The sequence below is a fragment of the Shewanella sp. Isolate8 genome (assembly GCF_022398495.1).
Taxonomy (GTDB): Bacteria; Pseudomonadota; Gammaproteobacteria; order Enterobacterales; family Shewanellaceae; genus Shewanella; species Shewanella aquimarina.
This window is the reverse complement of sequence record NZ_JAKEVI010000003.1, coordinates 641,346-658,683: the sequence shown is the minus strand read 5'-3', so window position 1 is coordinate 658,683 and position 17,338 is coordinate 641,346. Positions and strand designations below refer to the sequence as shown.

14 protein-coding genes are annotated in these 17,338 nt (G+C 55.3%); 11 read left to right on the top strand and 3 right to left on the bottom strand.

Annotated elements, in window-relative coordinates; translation table 11 throughout:
* Positions 1 to 267 precede the first annotated feature (267 nt).
* The gene (locus L1D43_RS15345; RefSeq protein WP_239852916.1) at positions 268 to 1,962 is read left to right on the top strand and encodes a hypothetical protein; all 1,695 of its coding nucleotides are present in this window, start codon (positions 268 to 270) and stop codon (positions 1,960 to 1,962) included.
* A 98-nt stretch (positions 1,963 to 2,060) separates the two neighbouring features.
* Here L1D43_RS15345 and L1D43_RS15340 read toward each other — a convergent pair whose 3' ends face one another.
* The 3 genes from L1D43_RS15340 to priA all read right to left on the bottom strand — a co-directional run bounded on the left by L1D43_RS15340 (position 2,061) and on the right by priA (position 6,719).
* The gene (locus tag L1D43_RS15340) at positions 2,061 to 2,639 is read right to left on the bottom strand and encodes an SPOR domain-containing protein (RefSeq protein WP_239852914.1); all 579 of its coding nucleotides are present in this window, start codon (positions 2,637 to 2,639) and stop codon (positions 2,061 to 2,063) included.
* A gap of 14 nt (positions 2,640 to 2,653) precedes the next feature.
* Positions 2,654 to 4,399 carry an arginine--tRNA ligase gene (argS, locus tag L1D43_RS15335; RefSeq protein ID WP_239852912.1) on the bottom strand — a complete coding sequence of 582 codons (1,746 nt, stop codon included), beginning with the start codon at positions 4,397 to 4,399 and terminating at the stop codon, positions 2,654 to 2,656.
* Positions 4,400 to 4,523: 124 nt separating this feature from the next.
* On the bottom strand, positions 4,524 to 6,719 hold the full coding sequence (gene priA, locus L1D43_RS15330; protein WP_041510800.1) for a primosomal protein N': 2,196 nt from the start codon (positions 6,717 to 6,719) through the stop codon (positions 4,524 to 4,526).
* 273 nt (positions 6,720 to 6,992) lie between these two features.
* Here priA and L1D43_RS15325 point away from each other — a divergent pair, with 273 nt between their 5' ends.
* The 10 genes from L1D43_RS15325 to mshL all read left to right on the top strand — a co-directional run bounded on the left by L1D43_RS15325 (position 6,993) and on the right by mshL (position 17,336).
* Complete coding sequence (locus tag L1D43_RS15325) at positions 6,993 to 7,754, top strand: FimV/HubP family polar landmark protein (RefSeq protein ID WP_239852910.1); 762 nt, start codon at positions 6,993 to 6,995, stop codon at positions 7,752 to 7,754.
* 203 nt (positions 7,755 to 7,957) lie between these two features.
* Positions 7,958 to 8,170 (top strand): 50S ribosomal protein L31, encoded by a 213-nt coding sequence (gene rpmE, locus L1D43_RS15320; RefSeq protein WP_011864187.1) that lies wholly within the window; start codon positions 7,958 to 7,960, stop codon positions 8,168 to 8,170.
* Positions 8,171 to 8,550: 380 nt separating this feature from the next.
* Positions 8,551 to 9,321, top strand: coding sequence for a thermonuclease family protein (locus L1D43_RS15315; protein ID WP_239852908.1), 771 nt, complete (start codon positions 8,551 to 8,553; stop codon positions 9,319 to 9,321).
* 179 nt (positions 9,322 to 9,500) lie between these two features.
* Positions 9,501 to 10,748, top strand: coding sequence for a malic enzyme-like NAD(P)-binding protein (locus L1D43_RS15310; RefSeq protein WP_239852906.1), 1,248 nt, complete (start codon positions 9,501 to 9,503; stop codon positions 10,746 to 10,748).
* A 319-nt stretch (positions 10,749 to 11,067) separates the two neighbouring features.
* On the top strand, positions 11,068 to 12,978 hold the full coding sequence (gene csrD / locus L1D43_RS15305) for an RNase E specificity factor CsrD (RefSeq protein ID WP_239852904.1): 1,911 nt from the start codon (positions 11,068 to 11,070) through the stop codon (positions 12,976 to 12,978).
* Positions 12,979 to 13,214: 236 nt separating this feature from the next.
* Complete coding sequence (locus L1D43_RS15300; protein WP_239852902.1) at positions 13,215 to 14,093, top strand: MSHA biogenesis protein MshI; 879 nt, start codon at positions 13,215 to 13,217, stop codon at positions 14,091 to 14,093.
* On the top strand, positions 14,094 to 14,699 hold the full coding sequence (locus L1D43_RS15295) for a PilN domain-containing protein (RefSeq protein ID WP_239852901.1): 606 nt from the start codon (positions 14,094 to 14,096) through the stop codon (positions 14,697 to 14,699). It abuts the gene before it with no gap.
* Positions 14,696 to 15,352: an MSHA biogenesis protein MshJ gene (locus L1D43_RS15290; RefSeq protein ID WP_239852900.1), complete on the top strand. Its 657-nt coding sequence runs from the start codon at positions 14,696 to 14,698 to the stop codon at positions 15,350 to 15,352. The genes L1D43_RS15295 and L1D43_RS15290 overlap by 4 nt, the downstream gene beginning before the upstream one ends.
* Positions 15,336 to 15,653 (top strand): MSHA biogenesis protein MshK, encoded by a 318-nt coding sequence (locus L1D43_RS15285; protein ID WP_239852899.1) that lies wholly within the window; start codon positions 15,336 to 15,338, stop codon positions 15,651 to 15,653. Before L1D43_RS15290 ends, L1D43_RS15285 begins: the two co-directional genes overlap by 17 nt.
* Complete coding sequence (gene mshL, locus L1D43_RS15280) at positions 15,654 to 17,336, top strand: pilus (MSHA type) biogenesis protein MshL (RefSeq protein ID WP_239852898.1); 1,683 nt, start codon at positions 15,654 to 15,656, stop codon at positions 17,334 to 17,336.
* The last annotated feature ends 2 nt before the right edge of the window (positions 17,337 to 17,338 follow it).

Here is a 17,338-nt window from a genome sequence, read left to right as displayed (position 1 = left end):
TCTAAGCCGCTTGTTTCAAACATGGGGATGAAAGGAAAACGGTTCGCGGTGTAGGGGTCGATTGGCCAGAGGTTGCACGGTGACGCTTGTCGGAATCTTCTCTGGATGCGCCAACATCTCAGTGATGGGCGATGAAGATTCGACATCTGGTAATCGCAGTTTCATGTTACTGCTGAGACTTGCATAGGATGCACCACCAGACTTGGTGTGCTTGGGGGCCGCTTTAGCTGAGCGCCCGACAGATAAATTTAGTAAAGGATATTACTCATGACAAAGCTACTTCCACTGGCCGCCGCCATTGCGATGACAATTGGTACCGCCCACGCTGCAGACAGCACGGCGACTACCTCACAGAATGGTTCAGGCAACCTGGCGACTACAGTGCAGACAGGGACTAACCATACTGCGACGATTAACACAGCCCTGGGTTTCGACAGCTCGGCCAACATAGACCAAGCCGGTGATGCACAAACCGCTACCATCAACCAGGTTGGCGGCGTGGCTAACTCGAGCGCCACGGTGACTCAGTCTGTATCGTCAAACAATGCCACCATCAACCAGGAGCATATGGATAACACCCATGCGACTGTGACCCAGGCCGGTGAGAGTAACAACGCCGATGTGAACCAGCTGCATGTTAACGATTCTCAGGCGATCGTTCAGCAGCAGGGTAACACCAACAACGCCAACATCAGACAATATGGTTTCGGTATCCATAATCCGGCAGGTTCGACCATACTGCAGACAGGTAACAACAATAGCGCGACTTCAGATCAAGATACCTCTACCGATGCCCTGTCGACAGTGGTGCAGACCGGCGCAGATAACATCGCCAACGTAAACCAGATGAACGGTGCCGAGCGCTCGATTGTTGCCATCAATCAGATCACTAATAGCTCTCTGGCCACCGCGACTCAGGATGGTTCTGCCGACTCGAGCATCACCATCAACCAGATCAACGGTTCTATCGGCACCGCTGATGTCACTCAAAGCAACGGCAGCGGCAACCTGGCGAGCGTGACTCAGGATGACAACAGCCTAAATGCGATTGCAAGCGTGTCGCAAACCGGCAGCTCTAACCAGGTCAGCACGCTACAGCAGCACGCAATCAACACCAGCCTGAGCGTGATGCAAGAGGGTGCGTCTAACATCGCCTCTGTTAATCAAGAGCATGTGAATGACAGCGTCGCGACCGTGAATGTGACCGGTGACTCTAACACCAGCACTGTACGTCAGAATGGCTTTGGTTTCCATGAACCGGCATCGGCTACCGTAACGACTGTGGGTAACCTCAACAATGCCAACATCAACCAAGATACCTCCTACATGGCGCAGGCGACCGTGGACCAGGCAGGTAACGGTAACATCGCCTTGGTGAGCCAGCTTAATGAGTCAGACAACGCTAACGTCTTTGTCGCTCAGATCGATGGTAGCGAGTCGGGTAACGTTGTCGTGGCGCAGAACCAAGCTGCAGACTCTACCGCGACTGTGATGCAGTCTGCCGTTAACGGTTCGGCGGTATTTGTGGCCCAGGGCCCAGGTAGCCAACTGAATGCCGACGTGAATCAGACTGGCAGTATTGGCGGTATGGTAAACGTGAACCAAGATGGCGTTGACCAAGCCGCAGTGGTGAGCCAGAGCGGTACGGATAACATGGCCGATGTTTACCAGACGGCTTCGCTTAACCGCGCGAACGTGACGCAGATGGGCGACTTTGGTGCGGCCGATATCGATCAGACCGGTGCCGACAACGAAGCTTGGGTAAACCAGAGTGGTGGTGAGTACAATGACGCCGTGTTGCTGCAACAAGGCGATGAAAACTACGCCATGATCGAGCAATCAGGCTTGGGCCAGGATGGCGCGCATAACCTGGCGACCATCAACCAGCTGGGCATGAACGATAGCGCTTCTATCATGCAGGCCGGTGGTTTCGGTAACACGGCGACCATCACCCAGAACTAAGCGATTAACGCAGACAACAAAAAGCCAGCATCATGCTGGCTTTTTTATTGCCTCAAACATAAAAAAACGGGCCTTGGCCCGTCTTTAGTCTGCTGAGGTTAACTGCCTTCCCAGAACCAGATCTGACAGCCGTTGAGGCCGCCGCGTTGCAGGATATGGCGATGCTTCTCGGCGAGGCGTTTACGCTCGTAGGGGCCTAAGACCACCTTGTACCAGATACCGCTACTGCCGCTGACTTTACGCACCTGAGCCTCTAGGCCCTGAAAGGCGATAACCGCTTTCATCTCATTAGCCTGAGCCTCTTTCCTGAAGGAGCCACACTGCATCTGATAGGGACGGGTCGGCGCGGTGTTTTCCGGAATATCCACCTCGACCTGCTTGTTTTCAAGCTCCTCTTGGTAGGTCCACTCCTCCTTCGGCTTTGGCGGCAGCGCATTAGGGTCCTTCTTGACCACCTTAGGCTTAACCGTTTGCACCTCGGGCTGAGTCTCTACCTTGTCGGCGCTGTCGTTGATGCTCCACAGGAAGTAGCCGAAACCGCCCACCAATCCTAAGGTCACCAGTGAGAGCACGAAGGGGAAGCGTCTCGGCTTTGGTGCCGACTTACGTCGGCCACCGGTGCTCTTCTTGCGTCCTTTCGAGGCAGGTCTTCTGTTGGCGTAATCGCGATTGCTCATCCTAGCGCCCTATACTACATGCGTTCTAAGGTTTCGATACCCAGTAGATCCAGACCCTGCTTCAAGGTCTTAGCGGTCAGCTGTGCCAGCAGTAGACGGCTCTTCTTCTCATCTTCGCTATCGGCCGCCAGTACAGGACAGGCCTCGTAGAAGCTTGAGAAGGCGCCAGCCAGTTCGAACAGGTAACCACACAGGGCGTGAGGCTGCCCCTTGGCCACCATGCGACCTAGCACCTCGGCAAACTGGGCCAGCTTGTTGCCCAGCTCTTTCTCCTTGTCGTGTTCCAGCTTGATGCTGGCACCGGTCAGGTCGACGTCGGCTGCACGCTTGAAGATACCCGCCACACGCGTGTAGGCATAGAGCAGGTAAGGCGCCGTGTTGCCCTCGAAGCTCAGCATCTGCTCGAAGCTGAAGATGTAATCGCTGGCACGGTTCTTCGACAGGTCGGCATATTTCACCGAGGCGATACCGACCACCTTGGCGATCTTGGCCAGCTCCTCTTCATCCATATCTGGATTCTTGCTGCGTACCAGTTCCAGTGCGCGGGTCTCTGCCTCGCTCAGCAGGTCAACCAGCTTCACTACACCGCCAGAGCGGGTCTTGAATGGGCGACCGTCTTCGCCGTTCATGGTGCCAAAGCCCATATGTTCTAGGCTCATCTCTGGACGGACGAAGTTAGCGGTGCGGGCCAGGCTGAATACCTGCTGGAAGTGCAGGGCCTGACGCAGGTCGACGAAGTACAGGGCGCGGTCGGCCTTGAGTACGTTTGAGCGGTAGCGCATCGCCGCCAGATCGCTGGTGGCATACAGGAAGCCGCCGTCAGCCTTCTGGATGATCACTGGCAGTGGCTCACCCTCTTTGGTTTGGAACTCATCCTGGAAGACCACCTTGGCGCCGTTACTTTCTGACAATAGGCCCTGGGCATCCAGATCCCGTACCACCTGCTCCAGGTCATCGTTGTAGGCGCTCTCGCCGCGCACGTCGGCGCGGGTCAGGCTCACGCCCAGACGCTCATAAACCTCGTGACAGTGGCTTAGGGAGATATCGTTGAATTCACGCCATAGCTTGTTGCAGTACTCGTCGCCCGATTGCAGCTCAACCACGAGCTGGCGAGCGCGGGTAGCAAACTCTTCCGACTCGTCGAAACGTACCTTGGCGGCGCGGTAGAAGCTTTCGAGATCCGCCAGCTCAACCTGGGCTTGCTCGCCTTGCTGAGCGCGTAGCTCTTCCATGTAGGCCAGCAGCATGCCGAACTGAGTACCCCAGTCGCCGACATGGTTCTGACGGATCACCTTGTGACCCTGGAATTCCAGGGCGCGTACCACGGCGTCGCCGATGATGGTCGAGCGCAGGTGGCCTACGTGCATCTCTTTGGCCAGGTTCGGCGATGAGTAGTCGACCACCACAGTCTGTGGCGCTGGCAAGCTGACACCCAGATGATCGTCGTTCAGGGCGGTCATCAGTTGGTTGGTCAGGGCGTTCTCATCGATAAAGAAGTTGATGAAACCTGGGCCGGCGATCTCCACCTTAGCCACCTGGCTATCTTGCGGCAGGCTATCGATTATCAGTTGCGCGACCTCACGAGGGTTCTTGCGCGCCACCTTGGTCAGCATCATGGCCAGGTTGGTGGCAAAATCACCGTGGGTTTTGTCTTTGGTTCGGTCTACCTGAATGCGAGCCTCAAAATCCGCAGGGATGATCGCCTGCTGTTTTAGGGTTTGAATGGCTTGTTCGAGCAAAGATTGAATATGTGATTTCATTGGCGTTTAATCGACAGTTGCTAAATATAAAAAGATTCAGGGATAACCGCGTATTTTAGCCGTTTGTGGTGGCCAATTGCTATCCTCTTGCCGGATTTTTATGAGCTATTTTTGCATTTTTTGATCACAAGAGATCCTGCGGGTCGCGATCTAGGCTCCAGCGGCATCGCTTGGCCAGGGGCAGGGCTTCGATCTGCGGCAGCGCCTGTTCGAAGGCCTGCTGCAACAGGCCGCGGGTCTTGGTCTGGAACATCAGTTGACGGCGGAATTTGCCTGCCTTTCTGTCCATGGGGGCGGGCATGGGGCCTATGATCTCGCACTGCTCGTTTTGTGGCAGCAACTGGGCGACCTGGGCCAAAAAGGCGTCGGCATCCTCGGCCCTGTGGGCCTCGGCGCGCAGCAACAGCATGTGCCAGGCAGGTGGCAGCAGGGCCTGTTTGCGCTCTTCCAGCTGACCACGGGCGAACTCGCCGTACCCCTTGTGCATCAACTCTCGCAATATGGGGTTATCGCATTGGTGGGTCTGTAGCAGCACGGTTCCTGGCTTGCGTGCCCGCCCGGCGCGGCCCGATACCTGGGTATAGAGCTGGCCGAAACGCTCGGGGGCGCGAAAGTCGGCGCTGAACAGGGCGCCATCGACATCTAACAGGCCTACCAGGGTAACATCGGGGAAATGGTGTCCCTTGGCGAGCATCTGGGTGCCCACCAGGATCTTATATTCGCCCTTATGGATGGCATTGAGGTGGTTTTCCAGCGCGCCCTTGCGGCTGGTGGTGTCGCGATCGATTCGCACCACGGGGTAACGGGGAAATTCCTTGGCGAGGGCATCGGCCAACTGCTCGGTTCCCACGCCTTGGCCCATCAACATGGTGCTGCCACACTGGTGACACTGTTTGGGGATGGCGTATTGATTGCCACAGTGGTGGCAGCGGATCTCCCCCAGAGACTGATGCACGGTAAAGAAGGCGTCACAGCGGTCGCACTCGTGTAGGTGGCCACATTCATGGCACAGCAGCGCCGGGGCGAAACCGCGACGATTGAGAAACAGCAGCACCTGGTTGCCCGCATCCAGATGGATTCGCATCTCGTTGAGCAGGCCATGGGAGAGGCCATTCTTCAGCGGCTGGTTACGGATGTCGATGATCCCCTGGCGCACCTTCTCGGCGGCGCCGGCGCGGCTGCCGAGGCTAAGGTGTTGGTAGCGTCCCGACAGGGCATTCTGTAGCGTCTCTAAAGAGGGGGTGGCGCTGCCCAGCAGCACGGGGATCTTTTCCAGATGGCCGCGCATCACCGCCAGGTCTCGGGCGTGATAGCCTATCCCTTCCTGCTGCTTGAAGCTGGCATCGTGCTCCTCATCCAGGATGATGATGCCCGGATAGCGCATGGGGGTGAACAGCGCCGAGCGGGTGCCGATTATGATGGCGGCCTCGCCGCTTCTGGCCTGGCGCCAGGCGCCGAGGCGTTGATTGTCGGTGAGCCCAGAGTGGATAACTACCACCTGTACCTTGAAGCGGCGTTTGAAGCGGCTGATGGTCTGAGGGGTCAGGCCGATCTCGGGCACCAGAATCAGCGCCTGTTTGCCCTGTTTCAGCACTGTTTCCAGCAGGGCCAGATAGACCTCTGTCTTGCCCGAGCCTGTGATTCCCTCGAGCAGGGTGCAGTGGTAGCCCTGTTGCTGATTGAGGGTGGCAACCGCAATGGCCTGCTCAGGGTTGAGCTGATGGGGCGTCTCAATGAGCTCAAGTCCATCGCGCCAGCTGAGATCTGAGGCGACTTGTCGCTCAAATGATTCGATCCAGCCCCGCTCCACCAGTGCCTTCAGCGCCGTCTTGCTTAGCTCCAGGGCATTGAGTTCATCCTGGCTGAGTTCAGTCTCTAACAGGGCGAGTAGCAACTTGCGCTGGGCCGGGGCGCGCTTGAGCAGATCGATATCCGCCTCCTGCCCGGCCGGGGTGACGCGCCAGATCTGCAGCTGCTGGGCCTCTATCTCGGCCCCCTTACGCAGGGCGACGGGCAGGGCCTGAGAGAGCATCTGCCCCAGGCTGCAAAAATAGTAGCGGGCGGCCCATTGGGTCAGCTTGTAGAGCGAGGGAGGCAATACGGCTTCTTGGTCGAGAAAGGCGATGACAGACTTGATCTGATTCGGCGCCAGGTCGCAGCTCTGGCTGAGGCCGGTTACTAGTCCGATCAACTGCTGCCTGCCAAAGGGGACTCTGACCCTGACGCCTACCTGGGCCTTGTCGAGATCGGCCTCTTTGACGCGATAGCTAAAGGCCTGGCGCATGGGGACGGGGAGGGCGACTTCGACAAACAGGGACATAGGTTCGGCTGGGACTCGGCTGGCTTCAATAATAGTAGAGCAAGTGTAACCAGACAGTCTGACGAGGGCTACCAGAATCTGTCACGAGTCGGTGGAAAGCTTAGGCTGTTCAGATCTAAGACTTGTGACAAAATTGTTGAAACATCAAGGAGCTTGTAGCTTAATAGCTAATAGACTTATGGGGCGTTAGGCGAGTGTTGTCCCGTTGAGCCCTATTAAGGTCGGCGTCAAAGATTCGAGTCTGTTCACCCAAACAGGGATAAGAAGGTTGCGATGAAGAGAGTGCAATATCTGGTCATGCTTTGCTTAGTACTGGTGAGTCAAGCCGGACTAATGAGTCAGTCCGCCTGGGCCAAGCTTACCCACGTCAGTATCAACCAAAGGCTGTCAGATCTGGGGCAGCGCCCGACGCTCAGAGTCAATATCGTCGCCCAATCGGTTAACCTGGATAAGGTGCAGTTTATTGTCGAGCAGCGATCGGGCAGCGAGCGATTGATGGTCAAGCCGATGAACACCTATATGTTGTTGCTCAGTGGCGTAGAAGATGTGCGGGACAGTGAGGCGGAGCTGGTGGTCAAAGAGTATCAGGTCAACAACTGGCAAGAAGTGAAACGCATGCCATTGTTCGATGCCGGCATGCGAAGCGCTAGCGCCGATAAACGAGTCAAGGCGGCTAAGTCGAACGAGTCGGTGAAAGCAATTGCGAAGGCTTCGCGAATTGCCGATGCCCGTCAACCTATGGCTGCCTTAGGGACTGTCGATGCCGGCGATAGAGTGCAACCTGGCTGTCTGCTGGATTATGCCCCGCCGCAGACTCTGTGGCGACTCGGCAGTGCCTATGCCAAGCAGTGGGAGCTGAGTACCTACGGTGCCATGCTGGCGATCTTCGAGGCCAATCCTAGGGCCTTTAACGGCGGCAAGATCAATGGCCTGCGGGCAGATGTGACCCTCAAGTGTCCGTCTGCTGCCCTTAAGCAGAAATATCTTAGTGCAGAGGCGGCAAGAGTCACCTTCGAGGCCCTGTCGGCCGAGTAAGCATGGTGCCCGGCCGATTCGGGCCGGATGCCGATATTCCCAGCCGCAATATTTTTAGATGATGCAGCAGAATAGTTACAGGCTATGCTTGTATCTATTGGTGGTATCCTGTACTATCTCGCGCCTAAATATTTTATTAACTGCATGTGGTGTCCGACTTCGGGTTGGAAGTGCGACATGGCCTTAAACTTGAGGTAATCCCAATGAAACCAGGCATTCATCCTGAATATGCTGAAATCACTGCAACTTGTACTTGTGGTAACGTTATCAAAGTAAACTCAACTGCAGGTAAGCCACTGCACTTGGACGTATGTGGTGCATGTCACCCATTCTACACTGGTACTCAGAAAGTTATGGATACCGGTGGACGTATCGACAAGTTCAACAAGCGTTTCGGTATGCTTGGCAAGAAGTAATACTTCTGCAAAGAACTCTGAAAAAGGCGCCTCTAAGGCGCCTTTTTTGTTGCCTGTTCGGCAGCCTACTCGGTGCTGGTTTGCCCCTCAAGCAGGCCCTTGGCAATAAAGTTGGCACTCGGCCCAACAAGCTAGAATGATCAATATTGATTACGATTGGTAGTATACCAATCACAGTAAACATGTGATCAGAAATAGCGCAGGAAAAGCGCTTGAGAACAAAGCAGGATTTTTAGATAAGTAGTTATTCTACAATTAAAAATACTAATACAGTTATCGAACGTTTTAACAAGCTAAAATGATCAATTGTTTATTACGATTGGTATAAGGTAATGATATAACTGATCGACCGAGCGTTTAATTTAGGGAAGTGATTCATTATGGACAAGATTCTGGCCCTCTCTCTTTCTCTCTGCTCCTTTCTGGCGACGGCCAGCGGCAGCCTGTGTGCGCCGACCCATTATGATGAGACTGTCACTTTCGCCTCGGTGATCGATGGCGATACCTTGATGCTGGAAGATGGCCGTCAACTCAGGCTGATCGGCATCGACTCGCCCGAGATAGACAGACATTATCCCGAGTTGTCTGAACCCTTCGCCAATCGGGCTCGCAACTTTCTGGCGGAGCGCTTGGTACCCGGTCAGGCACTCAAGCTGGCCTTCGATCGTAAACGTCTGGATCCCCAAGGGAAAACCTTAGCCTATGCCTATACCGAATCAGGGGAGCATCTGCAGGAGATCATGCTGAGTCAGGGCTACGCTAAGGCGAGGGTCTATCAGAACGACTATTTTTGGCAGTGTTTGGCCAATATCGAGCGTCAGGCCCGCCAGGAGAGGCGGGGATTATGGAGCCATAAAAGCTATCAGGCCAAGTCGCCAGATGAGCTGGGGCGTGACGATCGCAACCGTTGGCGAGAGGTCAGAGGAGTAGTGACGGGTTTTGAAAGAAAAGGTCAGCAATTGTGGCTGATTATCGATGAAAACTTTTATGTGGGTATACCTAGAGAAGAATCTGGTAAATTTAGCAACATTTTAACCCTAAATCTGCTTGAAAGTCCGGTAATCGTGCGTGGTGAGTTGTATTATTCCTACAAAAAATGGCAGATGATTGCCCATCATCCTTCGCAGATAAGTTTGCAAAATAAGCCTTAGACCGTTTGGCTTCATAATAAACTGAAATTTTCTAATATCTTGTTTAAAAATCGCCTAATTTCGAGTATCTTAGCGCCCTAATGGCTCGCGTCGTTTTTCGCCAAATCTGGGGGAGCGAAGCGGGGCAAATAAGACCTTACCCTGAACACACTTGTCGCATTTTTTGCAGGATTACTAAAATGGCCGATTTCCGTCAGCAAGCCCTTGACTACCATGAGTTCCCCGTACCAGGCAAAACCGCCGTTAGCCTGACCAAGCCCGCAGAGACCAGCATGGATCTGGCGCTGGCCTATAGTCCGGGTGTGGCCGAGCCGGTGCGTGAAATTGCTGCCAATCCTGACGACGCCTACCGTTACACCGCCAAGGGCAATACGGTTGCCGTGATCTCAAACGGTACCGCCATCTTGGGCCTGGGTAACCTGGGGCCACTGGCCTCTAAGCCTGTGATGGAAGGTAAGGCGCTGCTGTTCAAACATTTCGCCAATATCGATGCCACAGACATCGAAGTGAAGCACCGTACCGCGGAAGAGTTTATCAACACGGTCGAGGCGATTGCCGATACCTTTGGTGGCATCAACCTGGAAGACATCAAGGCGCCAGAGTGTTTCGAGATCGAGAAGGCGCTTATCGAGCGTTGTAATGTGCCAGTCTTCCATGACGATCAACACGGCACGGCCATCGTGACCGCTGCCGGCATGATCAACGCCTTAGAGATCCAAGGTAAGAAGCTGGAAGAGGCGGTCTTTGTCTGTATGGGCGCCGGCGCTGCGGCGATCGCCTGTATGACCATGCTGGTGAAGTGTGGCGTGCAGCGTGAGAATGTCTACATGCTGGACCGCAAGGGGGTTATCCACACCCGTCGTGAAGATATCAACGAATACAAGGCGCTGTTTGCCAACAACACAGACAAGCGTACCCTGCAGGATGTGATCAAGGGCGCCGACGCCTTCCTCGGTCTGTCTGGCCCTGATGTATTGAGCGCTGAGGATGTGGCTCTGATGGCCGAGAAGCCGGTGATCTTCGCCTGTTCAAACCCAGATCCTGAGATCAAGCCTGAGCTGGCCCACGATGTGCGTAAAGATCTGATCATGGGCACCGGTCGTAGCGACTACCCTAACCAGGTGAACAACGTGCTCTGCTTCCCCTTCATCTTCCGTGGTGCCCTGGATGTGCGCGCGGCTAAGATCAACGACGAGATGAAGATTGCCGCAGTACACGCCATCGCGGCCCTGGCGAAAGAGCCGGTTCCTGCCGAGGTATTGGCTGCCTATCCTGACGTGTCTGAGCTGAAGTTTGGCCCTGATTATGTGATCCCTAAGCCGATGGACCCACGCCTGCTGTCAAACGTGGCCAAGGCGGTTGCCCAGGCGGCTATCGACTCGGGTGTTGCCGCCTTGCCAACACTGCCTGAGCACTACATGGCCTAATCGGCGCATGCGATGATAAGAAAAGGGCCTCAGGGCCCTTTTTTATTGTGCCTTTACGGCTTTATTTGTATGGTAAGTGTTAATACGCAGCCTTTGCGTTGACGCCTTTCATCGCAAGCGGTCAGCGAAGCTGTTAGGAGTCGTTCCAGACGATTTCTTTGTTGCGTGCTATTTACATAGAATAACTATGTCGTACAGCACGCGCCTTGAGCAAAACGCGTTTAGGTCGAACAAAAAGTAAACCGGAAAGATAAACAGACCCTAGATGATAAAGCGGTCTCAGACGTAAAAAATAATAATAATCCTGCAGGAAGCGGAAATGAAATTGACACAACTCCTCACCAAGAAGTTAACCGGCTTTTGGCTGCTTTCCCTCGCTGCGGTCGCCTTCATCTTTCTGCTTACCGCCCTGGTCAGTTTCATTCAGCTTACCTATAAGTTCCAACAGCAACAGATGACAGAGCTGGAAGAGATGCTGCTGCAACATCAGGTTCGCCATGAGCTGCAGCATCTGGATATCTGGTTACCGCAGATATTGGCCGCCTACGACGCGCAAAAATTTACCCTGATCCGGGGAGACGAGACACTGTACCGCTTCGACCGGGGCAATCATGATCAGAGTGTGGTCAACTACGACAGGGTACTCAACCAGACCCTAGATCTGCATTTTCATATCAGTCTGCCCCAGCCCTTCTTGCTGCATAACATCAGCTGGCACGGCAGCCTGGTGTTCCTGGTGGGCTGTATCGCCGTGGGGCTGCTGGTACGCCGCGGCTATCTCTGGCTGGCGCTGCAGCTGCAGGGCATAGAAGATCTGGCTAAGCGCAGCCATCTGATCCTCTCCGGGGACTATGACAAGGCTCTGGCCGAGACGGGCCACGGCCGCCCAAGGCTTATCAACCGCGCCCTGACCCAAATGTTGCTGGAGCTGGATGATGCCCAGAAGCAGCGCGCCAGGTTCGATCAGTTTATTCGCTCCAACACCTTCCTCGACCCCGAGTCTGGCATAGGTAACCGCCTGTTCCTCAAGAATCGTCTGGATGCCCTGAGCAACAAGGATGGCATGATGGCCCCTGGGGTACTGCTACTGCTGGAGATGGAAGATCTGGATCTTTTACAGCAGGAGGCAGACGAGTTCAGCATTCAGGAGCTGCTGACCCAGACCATAGGCGGCATCAGTCATCTATTGGACAGTCAGGCCAACAGCATCTTTTCCCGTCGCTCCTACAATCAGTTTGCCATCGTCGTGCCGCAGATCTCCCTGGCCGATGCCGAGAAGCTGGCCGCGCGGCTGCTCAAGGTCTGCCTGAGTCAGCCCCTGGAAGGGGTGAACAATCGCGACGACTTCTTTCATATCGGCGTCGCCTACTTCAAGGTGGGCGAGAGCAAGGAGCAGCTGATCGAGGAGGCCGAGATGGCGCTGCGGGCGGCGCAGTTTCAGGGCAACAGTGGCTGGTTCATGTACGACAAGGGCGCGGTGGACGAGGAGTTTGCCCGGGGCTCGGTGCGTTGGCGCAGCTTTCTCGAGTATGCGCTGGTCAACAAGCGGGTAGTGCCCTTTACGCAGGCGGTGCTCGACAGCGATGGCAAGGAGCACCACAGCGAGGTCTCCTGTCGTCTGCGGGACAGCGGCAACAACCTGGTGCGCGCCACCCTGTTCCTGCCGATGGCCATTAAGTGTGGTCTGATCCCGCAGATCGAACGTCAGGTGATCGAGGCCGTGTTGTTCGATCTGTTACCCAAGTCACCCAAGGACAAGCATAAATACAGTATTAATCTCTCTCTGGACACCCTGACCAGCAGGGCCTTTATCCGTTGGTTGCAGACGACACTGCTGGAGTATCGTCATCTGACGCCGCGGCTGATCTTCGAGATCAACGAAGATATCCTGGTAAACAACCTGGCTAAGCTGAAGGCGCCGCTGGATATGATCGCCAAGATGGGAGCCAGCCTGTGTGTCGACAGGGTTGGGCAGCAGGTGGTGAGTACTCAATATCTTCAATCCTGCCGCGTGGATCTGATTAAGCTGCACAGGTCTATCGTGCGACAGATACATTTACGCCAGGAAAATCAACTGTTTGTCAGAAGCCTTATCGGTGGCCTCTATCGCACCGAGGTGCAGGTCTTTGCCGAAGGGGTCGAGTCGCTGGAGGAGTGGCAGACGCTGAAAATTTTAGGGGTGAGTGCGGGGCAGGGCAGTTTCTTTAGCGAACCGCTCGAGGCAGAGTGATTTTGTTATCTCTCTGTTGGGGCTGATAAGGGCTTGTTAGGGCGGGGTTACTGTTCTATGTTTATCTGAGTGTATCTGATTGATGTTAGATTTTTTCTATAAAATTAGGCGATTAGTCGCTACAATAACGCTATTATTTTGACGCTTTCCTCGAGGCAATATCGGCCCTGTATTTGAGGTAGAGCGATTTGGGACACTCATGGCGCGTGAGTATCAAATTGGTGGATATGCCTTAAATGGAAAATAGTCTTTTGAGTAAATTTGCCTTCTGGCAAACCAAGCACGATAGAGTCGATTTAGGCGTATACCTCAACGTCGCCGGGATGACCTTCTTTAACCGCGATGGCGATACCTCCTTTTCTCTGCCCCAGTCGGGTGATGACTGGTCTGATGTATTTCAGGCGCTGACCGACAAGATCCCCGCTCCCAACCTGCAACTCGTTCTGAGCGAAGATTTTTACCAGCTGCTGGTGGTCGACAAGCCTATGGTCGAGCCCGAGGAGATGCATCAGGCGCTCGTCTGGTCGATCAAGGATATGGTGTCAGAACCTGTCGAGTCTTTGCATCTGGATTATTTTGAGTCGCCTGAGTCCACCAACAATAAGGTGACTGTGGTGGTGGTGAACCGGGCGATGTTGCAGGCACTGGTCAAGGCGGCCGACAAGCATGAGGTGAGCATTGGCGGGATCAGCATCGAAGAGATGGCCATCAGTAACTATGGCGCCGAGGACAAGCTGGCGCACATGGTGCTTTGCCATAAGCCGGGGAGCGAATTGTTGCTGACCGTAGTGAAACAGGGACAGCTGTATATGCAGCGTCGTATTCGCGGCTTCAGCCAGATCGACAGGGTCTCCAGCCAAGATCTTCAGCTCGGCGTGGCCGATAACCTCAGCCTGGAGCTGCAGCGTTCCATGGACTATTTCGAGAGCCAGCTGCGCCAGGCACCTGTGGCGTCTATCGCCCTGTTGATGGGTGGTGAGCGTCAGATTCTGGCCCAGCTACTGAGTAAGAACTTTGACCAAGCTGTCGAGGTGATCGCCTGCGACCAAGTGCAGGACAAGTTGGCCCAGTGGGCTTTGGTCGAGCTTGCACGTCAAACGGAGGAGCCTGCCTAGATGAATCCAAAATTGCGGGTCAACCTCTACACCGCCAGCCTGTTACCGCCCAGGCTGCGTCTCTCATTTACGCGCCTGCTGCAGCTTGGTTTCGGCCTGTTTGTCTTGATGCTGACGGCTAACTTACTGGCCTATGTACAGCTTGGTAGCCTTGAGACAGAAAAGGCGCAGCTGCTTACCGAGAAGGCCGCCTTCGATCAGCAAAAGGCGCAGCTCGAGCAGGCTATCGCCCAACGCAGTGCCTCTCAGGCCCTGGTACAAGACGTGGATCTCCTCTCACAGCAGGTGGAGCTTAAGCGCCTGCTCTTGGGTGAACTTACCCATGTGGATACGTTGACCAGTAAGGGCTACTCGCCCCTGCTGACAGGGCTTGCCCGGGTGACCGACGATAAGCTCTGGCTGAGTCGCATTCAGGTGAGTGAAAATCAGTTTGTCTTCGAAGGCTTTAGCGCCGCGCCCAACGCAGTGCCGCTGTGGCTGGCACGCCTGCAAGGGGTCGAGCCGCTCAAGGGCCAGGCCTTTAGCACGCTCACCATGAACCGGGGTGACAAGCAGCCGCTAGGGTTTGTGCTGCGTAGCAAGCGTGATGAGGAGCAGGCGAAATGAAACAACAGATAGCCCGCTGGGGCGAAGCCTTCGATCAGCTGAGTCAGCGCGAGCGGGTGATGATCGCCGTGGCAGTCGTGGTGGTGATCGGCATGTTGCTCTATCTGCCGCTTGAGTCTCTGCTGACTCAGAGCAGCCGCGTGCAGAGCAATATCAAGGCCTTAACGGCGGAGAACCGTATCTCCCTGCAGCAGATCGACCTGTATCAACAGACGCTGGCGAGCGATCCCGATCAGGAATACCGTCAGCGTCTGGCGAGTCTGCAACAGCAAGTGGCGGATCTCGATCAGCAGCTGTCGTTTCAGATGGTCGACATGGTGCCCGCCGACAAGATGCCGACCATGCTCGGTGAGCTACTTGGCCGGGTGAAGGGAATACGTCTGCAAAGTTTCGAATCATTGGCGCCTAAGCCGCTGCTGGCCCTGGGGGATGAGAATAAGCTTAATCTCTACAGCCACGGGATCAGGCTGGCGTTCGAGGGGGATTACTTTTCTACCCTCAAGTTTATCGAGGCGGTCGAGTCTATGCCCAATAAACTCTACTGGCGTCAACTGGATTATGTGGTGGGTGATTACCCTAAGGCCGAGGTGATGTTAGAGGTCTACACACTCAGTATTAACAAGGACTTTATCAGTGTTGCGAATCAAGATTAGTGTTTGCCTGTTGGCACTGCTTAGCCTGACTCAGGCCTCGGCGCAGACCCTGAGGGATCCGACCCGGCCGGGTGTAGGCGTCCAAGGCTCGGCGCAGCACCAGGGCGGTCAGAAGCTGGTGTTAAACAGCCTGATGATCACCGACCACTCGGCGACGGCCATTATCAACAACAAGATGTTCACCACAGGTGACAGGGTACAAGGTGTGAGCATTACTCGCATCACTAAGCAGGGGGTCTGGCTCGCCGATGGCCGCCAACTCAAGCTCTACCCAGAAGTAACTGCGACCAAGGGACAATAAATGACTGCGATGAAAACCATAACACCTCTGCTCGTGCTGATGTTAGCCGCCTGTCAGACAACGGATCGTCCCCAGCCCGTCGAGTCGAAATCGGCGATCGATACCTCGATCGCGGCGGCCCAGAATAAGCCGCAGACGCCCCCTCCGGCGGCTGTGATGCCAGACTCTGTGCAGCGTGAACTGCAGTCATCGGCCCTGCTCGGCTCCTTGACCCCAAGCCAGCCTAGCGAGCGTCGTTTCGATGTGTCGGCCAAGGATGTCGATGCCAAGGTGTTCTTTCCAAGCCTGGTGCAGGGCACGCCTCTGAGTGTCGCCGTGCATCCCGCCGTGACAGGCAGCGTGTCTTTGTCCCTCAAGGGCGTGACTTTGAGTGAGGCGCTGCAGGTGGTCGAAGATATCTATGGTTACGAGGTGAGCCGAGAAGGGCGTATCCTGCGCGTATTTCCTGCGGGCATGCGCACAGAGACCTTCCCGCTCAATTATCTCTACATGGAGCGTCAGGGGCTGTCGCTGACCTCGGTGAACTCTGGCCGCATCTCAGACAACAACAATAACAACAATAATAACAACGGCAACAACAGCAATAATTACAACAATAACGCCAACAATAACGGCAACGACGGCAGCAACAACAATAGCAACGAGACCACCAACGGCACCTTCATCCGCTCCAAGACCAAGACAGACTTCTGGGGTGAGCTCAAAGAAACGCTGGAATCTATCATAGGCAACACGGGGAATGGCCGCCAGGTGGTGGTCAGCCCGCAGGCGGGCCTGGTGACCATCAGGGCTTATCCTAACGAACTGCGTCAGGTGAAGACCTTCCTCAAGACCGCCGAGAGTCACCTGCAGCGTCAGGTGATCCTCGAGGCCAAGGTGTTGGAGGTGACCCTGTCTGACGGTTATCAGCAGGGGATACACTGGGAAAGTGTGTTGGGGCAGAGTGGGAATAACAGCGTCGAGTTTGGTACCTCGCAGGCGCCCGATGGCCTGGGGGATGTGATCACCTCGGCGATAGGTGGCATCACCTCCTTGCAGATTAAGGGCAAAGACTTCAGCACCATGATTAACCTGCTCGATACCCAGGGTGATGTGGATGTGCTGTCGAGCCCAAGGGTGACGGCCTCGAACAACCAGAAGGCGGTTATCAAGGTGGGTCGCGACGAATATTTCGTGACAGATGTGTCTTCGACCACGGTAGCGGGCACCACGCCGGTCACCACACCGGAAGTGGAGCTGACGCCGTTTTTCTCTGGCATCGCCCTGGATGTGACGCCGCAGATCGACGAGGAGGGCAGTGTGCTGCTGCACATCCACCCATCGGTTATCGATATCAAGGAGCAGAACAAGTCGATCAAGGTATCAGACAGCACACTCGAGCTGCCCCTGGCCCAGAGTGAGATCCGCGAGTCGGATACTGTCATCAAGGCCAATACCGGCGACGTGGTGGTGATAGGTGGCCTGATGAAGAGTGAGAATATCGAGTTGGTCTCTAAGGTGCCGCTGCTGGGGGATATTCCGTTACTGGGCGAGGCCTTTACCAATCGTTCCAATTCGCTACGCAAGACTGAGCTGGTGATCCTGCTCAAGCCGACCGTGGTGGGCGCCGAGACCTGGCAGACCGAGCTGCAACGCTCCAAGGCTCTGCTGGATCGCTGGTATCCAGAAGAGAAGCAGGAGTAGAG